The organism is Rickettsiella grylli (genome assembly GCF_000168295.1).
Classification (GTDB): domain Bacteria; phylum Pseudomonadota; class Gammaproteobacteria; order Diplorickettsiales; family Diplorickettsiaceae; genus Aquirickettsiella; species Aquirickettsiella grylli.
Genome location: NZ_AAQJ02000001.1, coordinates 1,211,198 through 1,223,462 on the forward strand (window position 1 = coordinate 1,211,198; position 12,265 = coordinate 1,223,462).

The following is a 12,265-nucleotide window of genomic DNA, read 5'->3' on the forward strand; positions in this document are numbered from 1 at the left end:
TTGACAGGTAACATCCAAACGCAGAAAATATTATAGTAATCAAATTTTTAGATCAATCTTTAAAATAAAAAATAGAAAGAAAATTATTAATTTGTTATTTAAAAATTTATAATAGGATAGCCATGAAAAAACTATATTCACCTCAGCCGAATTTTAACGAGCACAATCTAAACGCCGTTACCTTATTTAAACCCATCGCAAAACGTCCAAGCCGCCGCTTTACATTTTATCTTATATAGCCACTTTAAAATTAAAGGACATTGAAAAAGAAAAAAATTTAAATTTGATCACTATAAAAAAAGTGTTTTAAAAAATTAAAAACATAAATTTAAAAATCATGGGATTGGTGAAAAAAAGGACTCCATTCATGGACCGCATTAATCATGATGTTTACATTTTCAGGCGGAGTGTATTGTGAAATTCCGTGACCCAGATTAAAAATATGGCCTGAACCATTTCCATAAGATTGAAGAATATGCTTCACTTCACGCCGAATAGTTTTGGCGTTTCCCAATAGGACTGCGGGATCCATATTTCCTTGTAACGCTATTTTTTTATCCTTCACTCTTTGTCGAGCCGCACCTATCTCCATCGTCCAATCCAAACCTATTGCATCGCAACCTGATGTTGCTATTTTTTCTAACCACAAATTTCCACCTTTCGTAAATAAAATAATAGGGATTTTTTCCTCAAAATTATTCTTTAAATTAGTCACAATTTGTGTCATATATTCTAAAGAAAATTCTTGATAGGTGGCCGGCGTCAATAATCCACCCCAGGTATCGAAAATCATGATGGTTTGCACGCCCGCTTTAATTTGTGCACGTAAATATAAAATAATGGCTTGAGTCAGACTATTCAATAAATAATGCAAGGTTTTAACCTCTTGATATAACAGTGATCTAATTTTTATAAAATCGCGACTACTCCCGCCTTCTACCATGTAGCAAGCCAATGTCCATGGACTTCCTGCAAATCCAATTAAAGGAACTTTTCCTTTTAATTCTTGACGAGTCAATCGAATCGCATCCATGACATAATTTAAATCAGTCGGATCAGGGATAGATAAGGCTTTAATATCGCTTATCGTTTGCAAAGATTTGCGAAATTGAGGTCCCTCTCCTTCCACGAAATAAAGTCCTAAACCCATCGCATCAGGAATCGTTAAAATATCTGAAAAAATAATCGCCGCATCGAGGTTAAATCGTTGCAACGGTTGTAAAGTGACTTCACACGCCAGCTCAGGCGTTTTGCATAACGTTAAAAAATCACCTGCTTTACGTCGCACAGTACGATATTCAGGTAAATAACGTCCTGCTTGTCGCATGATCCAAATCGGTGTGCGATCAACGGGTTGTTTTAAAAGCGCGCGTATAAAACGATAAGGAGAATTTTTCATAAATTTTACATTTTTTTTATTAAACGAAGCAATGTATAGAGCTGAACCAATAATCGATCTGCACTAAAAATAAATAAATCAATAGCAAATTGATCGGATTGATTTATTTCCAATAATTGAAAATGTGATCTTACTTTTTGTTTCAAATTTTTTAAATTCAAAAAATTTTCTTCTTCGGTAAATTGTTTATTCTCCCTTCCTTGAAGCCTATCCATATTTTCTTTAAAAAAATCTTGAATGAGTTGATAAATTTTTTGTATTTCCTTATGCTGATTAAAAATTAATATGTTTTGATCAGAAAAATTCATGAGCGCATTTCTCATCAACGTAATACAACGTAAAATTTCTCTCTCAGCATTTAAAACATTTTTAAACACTTGATTCAAATGAGAGCGACCAAATGATTCTCTCATGACTTCTTGAAATAATTTTTTTTGAATCGTTATGTTGTTTAATATTTTGTTCTCAAAAAATTCATAGGTTTTTTCGTTTTTGTCACTATTCGTCGGCAAAAATTCTTCCAATTGTTGCGCAAGGCTTTTAAGCCTTTGCAAGGTATCTATTAATATATATCGAAATTTTTTATGTGAATGTAAAGGCCAAATAAAACGGGAGACCAATAAAGCAATAACAATCCCTAAATTGATCTCTAAAAAACGGCTTATCACCGTATAAAAATTTGGATTTTGTGAAATAAGGATAATAGCCAATGTCACAGCGCCTAAAGGGCCTGCTTCGCTCCACGTACTGGGGCTATCCGCGATATAACTAAATACAGCCGTAGAAATACAAAGAATTAATATCGTCAATATAACATTGGGGTAAACAAGCCATAGTGTCAAACTGGCAACACTGGCACCGATAATAGTTCCTAAAAAGCGCATATACGATTTTTGTAAAATTGCTCCAACGCGAGATTGTGCACACATCACGACTAAAATGGTGATAATGACCCATCTTCCTTGAAGGGGAAGTTTAAATAAATAGGAAATCAATAAGCCAAATAAAAGTGCGATAGCTGTTTTTAAGCTATGAATAACGCGATCATGATCTAATTTATAAAGCTGAAACGGTGATTTAAATGGCATAGGGGATCATTCATAATAAACAAAGATTAACTCGGTTACATGGTCTAGCCCATTAGCCTCTTAAAAGCAATGGTGTTAAAAATATCAAAAGCTCACTTCGTCTATTATAAACCTTAGTTAAACGAAATAACCGCCCAATTAAAGGTAAGCTGCCTAAAAAAGGAACGCGCTGCTCTAATTTACCTTGAGAATACTCATAGACTCCGCCTAATACAATAGTTTCACCACTTTTTACGATAATTTGGGTTTTAATTCCTCGTGCTTTTATTGTTGGCGCATCAACCATAACCGAATTGGGTTGATCTTGGTTAACCTCTAAATCTAAAATTATACGCTCTTGAGGCATAATTTGAGGTGTCACTTTCAAGGACAATACTGCTTTTTTAAAAATAAGACTCGTTCCCCCGCCCGATGCTTTTTCTTGATAAGGTATTTCATCACCTGCCTCTATAAATGCGGGTTGTTGATCCGCCGTTATTAAATGAGGAGTAGAAATAACCTCCGCCGCTCCTTCTTTTTCTAGTGCTGAGAGTTCTAGATCTAAAAAAGAATTTTTTCCTAAGTTCAGCAAACGTAACCCTAAGGAAGCTAGACCTAAAGAATTTGCTGAAAAAAGCGGTAAATCCATCGTTAAATGTTGTAATAAATGAGTATTCTGGTTACTAACCTCATTTCTAAGCGTAGACTTTAAAAGATCATTAACCGGGCGCATTCTACTTAAATTAAATTGCGCACCTAATTCCTTTTCTTTATTTTGATCAATGCTGACTACTCGTGCCTCTATCAAAATTTGCCCAATAGGTTTATCTAATTTTTTAATTAAATGAATAATTCTATTCATTTGTACCGGAGAATCTTTAATCCATAAACTATTCGTTAAATTATCGGCATTAACAATCGCTTGTGCTGATAAAAGCGTATTCGCTTTATCCTTTAATAATTTAATAATCTCAGATGCTTTCCTGTAACGAATGGGAATCACTTTAAATATTAATGGACATAAGTTATTTTTTTCTTTTTGAATATCTGAATTCACTTTTTCTTGCTTTAATAAATTTTCTGCAGTAGTAATAAACCAACCATGAGGAATCGCTTGTTTAGCAAGGCCTCGTGTTTGTAAAATACAATCTAATGCTTGATCCCAACTAACATCATGTAAATAAATACTTAATTTCCCTTGTATTATTTCATCAATAATTAAATTATTATTATTTAATTCAGACAAATAGCGTAACGCAGCGTTCACATTAATGTGATTAAAATTCAACGTTATTTTTTCATCTTTTTTTTCAAAACTATTTTCGTGCGCTACTAATTGAAAATTTAACGCGATTGCTAAAAATAAAGAAAAAATTATTTTTTTACAAAAAGTTTTTAACATACAAAATTTTTCTATTCTCCCATTTTAAACTTAATGCTTTTAATTTTTTTTAAATTTTTATCTTGAATAAAAATTTCTCCATTATAAATCCCTACAACCGTATAATGTTCTACGCCTAAATAATCACCTATTTTTACCTTGCATACCTGATTGTCTACTAATTTAACAAGCGCGAATTTATTATTATTTTTTGATAAAAATCCGATTAACTTTATCTTTTGCAAAGGAAATTTTATTAATCTATTTTTGGATGGGAAATTATTTTTATAAACGGGTTTATATTTTTTATCCAAAATTTTTAACGCTTTGTTAAAATAAGGAACATAACCGGAAATAAAAAAATGAATACCGTGATTGTTCGCGTTTGGTTTTTCGCTAGAAAAAACCCATTTAAAATTTTTCAGAATCAGGGGGGAATTTGATTTTGAAATCTTATTTAAAAATCTTACGATGTTATTGAAATGACTTGAAAAATTACTTTGTATTTCAATAATTTTTAAAAAACAGTTAGGTGACAAAATATTGACTTGGTTACTATAAGAGGGCAGGGAAATAAGCAGCGGATTCACCATTTCCTTTAAAATATAATTTGAATTATCCTGATTAAAAAATGAATTAATTTTTTTGTTTATCTCATTAACATTATTGTTCTTATAAAAATTAATAACTTCATAATATTTTTTATTTAATTTTTGATTCAAATCTTTTAGCTTTAAATTAGCGTTTTCTTTTTCTTTAAAAAGTGGCTGTAATGTATAGTGGTATGCGAATGTATAAACAACTAAAAAAGTAAGTATCATTATAACTCCTTTAAAACCGAAGCGTGTCATCACAATACATTTTAAATTAAATTTTTTTACGTATAATGCAGTCCCTTTATTCATTTTTATGTTCGTTAAAGATTATTTTAATAATGGAATCTAAATATAATTCAGATGTTTTATTTAATATTTTCCATTGCAATTTTTGACCGTATCGTAATTGTAAATTATTTATCAAAAATAAAAATTGATTTTCAGGAATATCCTGAAGTAATACGCTATAACCGGCGAGATTAAATTCCGACAAGCGAATAACATTATTATTTGGCTTTATTAACTGGCTAAAATAAATTAAAAAATCCATAAATTTTTTAATTTTCTGATGATTAATACGGGTAACTGTTGTCACTTCGGTTACTATTTTTTCTTTGACCTGTAATTTTTTCATTTTTTCTACTGTTTCTGAGATGGTTTTCAGTTGCATCCGTGCACTGTTTTGGGCTAATTGGTATTGCTTTATTTTCCAAATAAGCAATTTTCTCTCCAAAAAAACAAACATAACGCATAGTAATAACGTGACTATCCATATAAAATAAAATTTCCGCCATTCAATATTTTTTTCTTTTTTTAAACGTAATAAATTAATTGACTTCATACGGTTACCTGTTTGCGATGAACTGAGCATATAATTATTGATTCAGCCTATTTCATTTTTTTCCTTTTTTTTAGCATAAGATCTTAATGCCAAACCATAACTTAAAAATAAACGTAAAAAATTTTTATTTAATTCAGAATGTGCCATGCATTCTTTTTCTAAATTTTTTACGTTTATTTTTAAAAACCCATCTAATTGGATTAATAAATAATGAACAAGTGATGGATCGCTACCAATGAGAGTGATTTGATTTACACTATAATCAGGATGAGATAAAACATAACGTTTAATATTGCGTTTTATTTGTAGTAAAATGTTTTCTTGATCCCTCTCATTCAGCAAATTTTCACAATACACCACCGGTTGAGGTTGGTCCGTATTAAAAAACAAAAACGTCATCTGGCTTGTACTAATTTCTAGTAAAACATTATTTTCCTGATTAAATTTAGGATAAAAAAATAAACACGCTCTTTCTAAAGCATGCGAATTAACTTCAACGACGGTTGGTATTAAATGGGCTTCATGAACGATGTTTACGCGAAAATCTAAATGTTCTTTACGGCATGCTACTATCAGTACATTACATTGATTTTGGTGTGATAAATCAAAAATTTGATAGTCAAAATAAAGTTCATTTACAGGACACAAAATTGATTTTCCGACTAACCATTCAATGACTTCATGAATCGTTTGACTGCTCGGATAATCGATTTCAACCCAGTAACTAAAAATAAGAGAATCAGGAATATTGAGGATACAATTTTTTATAAATTCTCGTTCAAGTAATGTTTCTTTTAAACAGCTAGCCATTTTGGCCTCACGGTGTGCCGCTGTTATCGGAAAAGGAATCGCATGAATCGCATAATGTTTTAATACATGATTTTCGTCCAAACAGACCCATTTAATCATGCGACTGCCGATATCCAAGCCTATCGTCTCCTGAGGGTTATCAGTCGTGTTGGCTCGCTCCTTGAAAAAATCCATATTTACTTTATTCTTTTTATAGATTATTAATCGTTCATCTTTTATTATGCATTCAAACAATATTTTGTCAATCATTTAATACATACATTGCGCAGTCATTTAAAAGTCGCATCATTCAAATTCGAATGACTTTCTTTTCATTGAAATTAAGTGTACAAAGATAGAATTACACATTATTTTTTTATTAAACTCTTTTCACTCTACGATAGGATATTTCCCTTTAATTAAATGTCTTCATTATGAAACGATCGAATCATTTTTTTCGTAATTTTTTTTTGATGCTTTTAAGTCTTTTTATCACGCTTATCGTGGTAGGAAGTTTGTTTTATATTTATCTTGATAAACAACTGCCGGATGTCGAGGAATTGAAATCCGTACAACTTCCTATCCCCATGCGAATTTATACTCAAGATGGGCAGCCTATCGCTGAATTTGGTGAGCTTCATCGTAATCTTGTTCGATTAAATGATGTCCCTAATTTGATGGTAAAAGCTTTTTTAGCCACTGAAGATCAACGCTTTTTAGAACATCATGGCGTTGATTTTTATGGCTTATTACGTGCAGCCGGTGAAGTCGTGCTCACTGGAAGCAAGGTTCAAGGAGGCAGTACGATTACGATGCAAGTTGCCCGTAATTTTTATTTATCGCGGGAAAAAACTTTTCTAAGAAAATTTACTGAAATTTTACTTTCTTTAAAAATTGAACGCGAATTCACTAAAGAACAAATTTTAGAACTTTATCTCAATAAGATCTTTCTTGGAAATCGTGCTTACGGGATTGCGGCTGCAGCACAAGTTTATTTCAATAAAACACTCAATCAACTGACATTACCAGAAATGGCAACCATTGCAGGCTTACCCAAAGCTCCCTCTGCCATTAACCCATTAGTCAATCCAATTGCTGCAAAGCAACGTCGTAATCATGTTCTTTTGCGCATGTATGAACTGGGTTACATTTCAAAGGCCGCTTATGAAACGGCAATCGCCACGCCCATGATAACTCATCCACAAACCCATGCCGGCGGAATCATTAAAGCACCTTATGTCGCTGAAATGGTGCGTGACATGATGTACAAAAGCTTTGGTGAAGATAGCTACTTAAAAGGTTATAATGTTTTCACAACCATCAACGCTACTCAGCAAATCGCAGCCGATGCCGCCTTAAGGAAGAGTTTATTGGCTTATGATAAACGACACGGTTATAGAAGACCTGCGAAAAACATTGCTCCATTAGATGCCAATAAAGTAACTCACACGTTGAACGCATTACATCGCGTTGCTTCCATTAATGGTCTATACGCTGCCATTGTAATTTCTGTAACTAATCAAGCGATCACTGCGCTTTTAGTGGATAATCAAATGATTTTTATTCCCTGGCAAAATGTCGCATGGACAACACCTCAACTGGATATCACCTACTTTAATCCACCCCCTGAGATTTTAAAAAATAAAGTCCAGGTTGGTGATATTATTCGTGTTCAATTAACTGCTAATAACACCTGGGAATTATCGCAAATTCCTAAAGTACAAGGTGCACTAGTCGCATTAAACCCACAAACCGGCGCAATTACTGCCTTAGTGGGTGGCTTTGATTATCATTTAAGTAAATTTAATCGTGTCATTCAAGCCGAGCGACAACCGGGTTCAGGATTTAAACCTTTTATTTATGCGGCAGCATTGGCTAAAGGTTATACGTTAGCGAATGTTTTCAATGATGCACCGCTCGTATTTGACATACCGGGCCGTGATGAACCTTGGCGCCCACAGAATGACAATCATATTTTCAGTGGCCCAACCCGTTTACGTGTTGCTTTAGCGAAATCCATTAACCTTATTTCCGTTCGTTTACTCCAAGCGATTGATGTGCCCTACGTATTAGCTTATGCGAAACGTTTTGGTTTCAATGCTAAAAAATTACCTCGGAATCTCTCGCTCGCACTGGGAACAGGTGAGGTTACTCCTCTTGAATTAGCGCGCGCTTACGCGGTATTTGCCAATGGTGGTTTTCGAATTACACCTTATCTCATTGATCATATTACAAACGAACAAGGTCAAATCATTTATAAAGCAGAACCTAAAATAGCGTGTGAAGCGTGTCTACGTGGAGAAATTGAGCTCCCATCGGATGGAAAAGAAAGTCCTTATGCTCCTCACGTTATCCCTGCTGACATTGCTTTTCTTATGACCTCTGCATTGAAGGATGTCATACGTTATGGAACAGGTTCACAAGCGAATGTGTTGAATCGAAATGATCTCGCTGGAAAAACCGGCACAACCAGCGATTATGTCGATACGTGGTTTACGGGATTCAACAGTAATATAGTGGCAACTGTTTGGATTGGGTTTGATAAGCCTCATTCAGTCCAAGAGTATGGCGCAAAAGCGGCCTTACCCATGTGGATCGATTTTATGCGTGTTGCATTAAAAGGCCAGGCTGAAAAAACGATGCCTCAACCGCCTGATATCGTGACGGCAAGTATTGATCCATTGACTGGAAATCTTTTACCGAATGGAACACCAGGTTCTGTTTTAGAATATTTCCGAAAGGATAATCTGGAAAAACTATCCACACAAGAAGATAATCTTTCATTGACGACTCCTGATACTGATGAAATCCCGACAGATTCTACAGAAATTCAAACCCAGACCGAATCAACCTCGCTCGAAAATCAAGAAAATAGCGGAGATATCGGCGAACCTGTTTTTTAAGGTTATAAACCAATCGCTTTTTCTAAACTACGTTTTGTTTGCGGTCCTTCTAATACATGTTTCAATCGACCATCAGGTCCAATAATAAATGTGGTTGGCAAACCGGATATCCCTCGTATACCAAAATTAGCTTTCGGATCATCCACTAATGTAGGAAATATAACGCCACTTCGTTGTATATGTTGCTGTAAATTGCCTGGATCATCATAATTAAACCCGAACATTGCAACCTGGTCAGCATGCGCTCGATAAAATGCATTTAATTCGGGTATTTCGCCCATACAATATTCACACCAGGTAGCCCAATAACTAATAACCACCCATCTACCTTTATAATTAGAAAAATTAAGATCTTTTACTATGCTGGCTCCCCATACAACGCTAGACACACTTAACAAAATGCTGGTTAATAGTACCCATGTAAAGATTTTACGCATACATTCCTCACAAAAGAAAAATAATCCATTCATTTTCAACCATTATAGTTAATTTTTTAACTAAATTTTAAAACTGCACTCCATTCCAAATCATTAAACCTCAATAGCCATCACAAAGCGAGCGTCACCCAAAATGATAAGGGAAATTGAAAATCCACTTTCTTTATTCCACAAGATAAAAATTTTAATGTTATCTCGCTTTTATTTTATTAATGAGATTGTTAAGATGCCCAATTACTTAGGGGTGTCTAATCATTAGGCTGAGAAATACCCTTAAACCTGATCGGGATAATCCCCGCGTAGGAAAAGTATCATGCCAACATCACCCGCTGTATCAATCATGAACGCTTGCTTGCGTTATCACGATAAAATTTTATTTGACAAGCTCAATTTCCATTTGGCTGCTGGCCAAATAACCTGCTTATTAGGGACAAGTGGCATAGGAAAAAGTCGTTTTTTACAACTCATCGCTGGATTAAATGGAACATCCATTATTTGTACGTCTGATCAAAAAGGCTTGGACGGCCGTTTAGCGTATATGCCACAAACGCATACTTTATTACCTTGGCTAACCGTTTTAAATAATACACTTTTAGGTTATCGACTAAGATGCACCAATAAACCTTATGCGAAAGCACATGCTTTATTAAAACAACTGGGACTCGGAGAGGTCTTAACACAATATCCAGCCCAATTATCTGGAGGAATGCAACAGCGTGTTGCTTTGGCTCGCGTATTATTAGAGAACCGACCCATTGTCTTAATGGATGAACCCTTCTCTGCGTTAGATGCAGTGACTCGTTATCAACTACAAGAAATGACTGCACATGCACTAAACGGATGTACCGTGCTATTAGTCACCCATGATCCCTTAGAAGCATTGCGCTTAGGCCATCATATTGCGATTATGTCAGGACATCCGGCAAAAATTAACCCCATACCGTGTAAATTACCGGATTCACCCCCTCGATCATTGAATAACCCTGATCTATTACGATGGCAAGCCCACCTTTTACATCGCCTTGAGGAATCTCATTAATGTATGTCTTTGTTTTTTTACGTAACCAATTGAGTCAATTACAAAAATTGTTTTTAGCTTCACGAACAATCACGTTTCGGGTTTGTAAACAATACATTCAAAAAAGTCTTGCTTTATTGTTTCATCAATGTTGCATTCCTCTCTGGTTTATTTTTATCTGGACAAGTTTAATTCGTGTTTTTCATCTTCCTCATTATCTATTACCGACACCCATTGATGTATTACAGAGTCTCATTAAACAGGGATCATTCATTTTTTTTCAAGCGATTCCCACAGTCCTTGAAATTTTTTTCGGTTTTACTTTAAGCGTATTACTAGGGATCAGTATTGCGCTTTGTATGTGTTCATTTCGCCCCTTACATACCCTTTTGTTCCCCTTATTATTAGCCAGTCAAGTGCTGCCTGTCTTTGCCATTGCTCCAGTACTTGTACTTTGGTTGGGTTACGGAATAATGGTTAAGATAATGACGACGGTGTTCATGTTATTTTTCCCCATTACCAATAATTTTCTTGATGGCTTAAAGCAAACACCCGAAACTTATTTAAATATCGCTAAAATAATGAATAGTAGTTCGTGGCAAATACTCTACCAAATACGTATCCCCTCTGCATTACCCCATCTCGCCTCCGGTATCCGATTAGCAACCGCTATGGCTCCTTTAGCCGCGATTATTGGAGAATGGGTGGGTGCGAATCAAGGTTTAGGATTTTTACTTTTAAACGCGAATGCTCAAATGCAAATTGATTTAATGTTTGCTGTATTATTCGTCCTATTTTTTCTAGGCGTTTTATTTTATTTCTTTATAGATACGTTACTTCAATGGGCTTTACCATGGTCATTTCGTTAATTCATTTATTCATGCGCTGTAAAAAATATTTTTTTTTCGTTAGTTTTTTATTCATTACTCCCCTTGCAGCCGCTAAGCCATTAACGCTTATTCTCGATTGGTTAATTAACCCCGATCAGGCCGCACTCTTTGTTGCCCAAGCACATCATTTTTTTTCAAAAGAAGGCATTAACGTTCATATTATTGCACCCACCAATCCTGACGATGGTCCTAAATTAGTCGCCGCAGGCCATGCCGATTTAGCCCTCAGCTATCAACCTCAATTCGTTGTTCAGGTCTCGAGGGGATTGCCGCTCATACGTATTGCCAGCTTAATTAACCATCCTTTAAATTGTCTCCTGGTTAAAAAAAATGGGCCCATTCGTCAACTGACCGATTTACGATCAAAACGTATTGCCTATACTTCTCATGCCGAAGGAACCTTAATGCTGAAAGGCCTATTAAATAAAGCCCATTTAACAATCAACGATGTACAAACCATCAATGTACAATACGACTTAATACAAGCATTACTCACTGATCGCGTTGATGGTGTTGTCAACGTCATGCGCAACGTCGAACCCCTGCAAATGCAATACGCTCATCAACCTGTAAAAATCTTTCCAGTCGAATTAGCGGGTATTCCCCATTATGATGAATTGATTATTATTGCCAATAAAAACCAATTGCACGATTCTCGGCTTGTTAAATTTTTAGTCGCGTTGAATCAAGCAACCTCCTATTTAATGACTCATCCAGAAAAAAGCTGGGAACTATTTGCTAAAGACCATCCCGCATTAAACAATGAATTGAATCACCGCATTTGGCAGGCGACGTTACCTTATCTTGCTCGATATCCAGTGGATTTTGATAAAGCGGCTTATCAAAAATTTATGTTGTTTTTATACCGTAACAAAATCATCTCTAAAAAAATAAAAACTGAAGATTATGCTATAAAACTCATTTAACGAAGCCTCACAACCCAC

11 protein-coding genes and 1 riboswitch are annotated in these 12,265 nt (G+C 34.8%); of the genes, 4 read left to right on the plus strand and 7 right to left on the minus strand.

The genetic code is table 11. The annotated features are described in order from the left end of the window. Positions 1 to 328 precede the first annotated feature (328 nt). From hemE to pilM, 6 genes are all read right to left on the minus strand, one after another. The gene (gene hemE / locus RICGR_RS05625) at positions 329 to 1,399 is read right to left on the minus strand and encodes a uroporphyrinogen decarboxylase (RefSeq protein WP_006035094.1); all 1,071 of its coding nucleotides are present in this window, start codon (positions 1,397 to 1,399) and stop codon (positions 329 to 331) included. A 5-nt stretch (positions 1,400 to 1,404) separates the two neighbouring features. Beyond that, positions 1,405 to 2,487 (minus strand): FUSC family protein, encoded by a 1,083-nt coding sequence (locus RICGR_RS05630; RefSeq protein ID WP_006035714.1) that lies wholly within the window; start codon positions 2,485 to 2,487, stop codon positions 1,405 to 1,407. Positions 2,488 to 2,539: 52 nt separating this feature from the next. Continuing rightward, positions 2,540 to 3,868: a type IV pilus secretin PilQ gene (gene pilQ, locus RICGR_RS05635; protein WP_006035615.1), complete on the minus strand. Its 1,329-nt coding sequence runs from the start codon at positions 3,866 to 3,868 to the stop codon at positions 2,540 to 2,542. An 11-nt stretch (positions 3,869 to 3,879) separates the two neighbouring features. Continuing rightward, positions 3,880 to 4,569: a pilus assembly protein PilP gene (locus RICGR_RS07530; RefSeq protein WP_240992232.1), complete on the minus strand. Its 690-nt coding sequence runs from the start codon at positions 4,567 to 4,569 to the stop codon at positions 3,880 to 3,882. A gap of 175 nt (positions 4,570 to 4,744) precedes the next feature. After that, the gene (locus RICGR_RS05645; RefSeq protein WP_006035439.1) at positions 4,745 to 5,284 is read right to left on the minus strand and encodes a hypothetical protein; all 540 of its coding nucleotides are present in this window, start codon (positions 5,282 to 5,284) and stop codon (positions 4,745 to 4,747) included. Positions 5,285 to 5,326: 42 nt separating this feature from the next. Beyond that, a complete protein-coding gene (gene pilM, locus RICGR_RS05650; RefSeq protein WP_006034981.1) occupies positions 5,327 to 6,268 on the minus strand; it encodes a type IV pilus biogenesis protein PilM in 942 nt (313 codons plus the stop codon). Positions 6,269 to 6,507: 239 nt separating this feature from the next. Between pilM and RICGR_RS05655 the strand changes: the two genes are divergently transcribed. Continuing rightward, positions 6,508 to 8,976, plus strand: a complete 2,469-nt coding sequence (locus tag RICGR_RS05655; protein ID WP_006035630.1) for a penicillin-binding protein 1A — start codon at positions 6,508 to 6,510, stop codon at positions 8,974 to 8,976. Positions 8,977 to 8,978: 2 nt separating this feature from the next. On the opposite strand, the gene RICGR_RS05660 is transcribed toward RICGR_RS05655, so the two are convergent. Continuing rightward, the gene (locus RICGR_RS05660) at positions 8,979 to 9,413 is read right to left on the minus strand and encodes a TlpA family protein disulfide reductase (RefSeq protein WP_006035160.1); all 435 of its coding nucleotides are present in this window, start codon (positions 9,411 to 9,413) and stop codon (positions 8,979 to 8,981) included. A gap of 230 nt (positions 9,414 to 9,643) precedes the next feature. After that, positions 9,644 to 9,736, plus strand: a riboswitch (TPP riboswitch). Here RICGR_RS05660 and RICGR_RS05665 point away from each other — a divergent pair. The 3 genes from RICGR_RS05665 (at position 9,727) to RICGR_RS05675 (ending at position 12,247) form a co-directional block, all read left to right on the plus strand. Continuing rightward, positions 9,727 to 10,452 carry an ABC transporter ATP-binding protein gene (locus RICGR_RS05665; protein WP_006035754.1) on the plus strand — a complete coding sequence of 242 codons (726 nt, stop codon included), beginning with the start codon at positions 9,727 to 9,729 and terminating at the stop codon, positions 10,450 to 10,452. Its footprint overlaps the riboswitch before it by 10 nt. Then, positions 10,452 to 11,300 (plus strand): ABC transporter permease, encoded by an 849-nt coding sequence (locus tag RICGR_RS05670; protein WP_006035842.1) that lies wholly within the window; start codon positions 10,452 to 10,454, stop codon positions 11,298 to 11,300. The genes RICGR_RS05665 and RICGR_RS05670 overlap by 1 nt, the downstream gene beginning before the upstream one ends. Further along, a complete protein-coding gene (locus tag RICGR_RS05675) occupies positions 11,285 to 12,247 on the plus strand; it encodes an ABC transporter substrate-binding protein (RefSeq protein ID WP_006035076.1) in 963 nt (320 codons plus the stop codon). The genes RICGR_RS05670 and RICGR_RS05675 overlap by 16 nt, the downstream gene beginning before the upstream one ends. Positions 12,248 to 12,265: the final 18 nt, after the last annotated feature.

Coding starts and splice junctions, on each gene's coding strand:
- hemE (WP_006035094.1), bottom strand. CDS start 1,399: ATGAAAAATTCTCCTTATCGTTTTATACGCGCGCTTTTAAAACAACCC.
- RICGR_RS05630 (WP_006035714.1), bottom strand. CDS start 2,487: ATGCCATTTAAATCACCGTTTCAGCTTTATAAATTAGATCATGATCGC.
- pilQ (WP_006035615.1), bottom strand. CDS start 3,868: ATGTTAAAAACTTTTTGTAAAAAAATAATTTTTTCTTTATTTTTAGCA.
- RICGR_RS05645 (WP_006035439.1), bottom strand. CDS start 5,284: ATGAAGTCAATTAATTTATTACGTTTAAAAAAAGAAAAAAATATTGAA.
- pilM (WP_006034981.1), bottom strand. CDS start 6,268: ATGGATTTTTTCAAGGAGCGAGCCAACACGACTGATAACCCTCAGGAG.
- RICGR_RS05655 (WP_006035630.1), top strand. CDS start 6,508: ATGAAACGATCGAATCATTTTTTTCGTAATTTTTTTTTGATGCTTTTA.
- RICGR_RS05660 (WP_006035160.1), bottom strand. CDS start 9,413: ATGCGTAAAATCTTTACATGGGTACTATTAACCAGCATTTTGTTAAGT.
- RICGR_RS05665 (WP_006035754.1), top strand. CDS start 9,727: ATGCCAACATCACCCGCTGTATCAATCATGAACGCTTGCTTGCGTTAT.
- RICGR_RS05670 (WP_006035842.1), top strand. CDS start 10,452: ATGTATGTCTTTGTTTTTTTACGTAACCAATTGAGTCAATTACAAAAA.
- RICGR_RS05675 (WP_006035076.1), top strand. CDS start 11,285: ATGGTCATTTCGTTAATTCATTTATTCATGCGCTGTAAAAAATATTTT.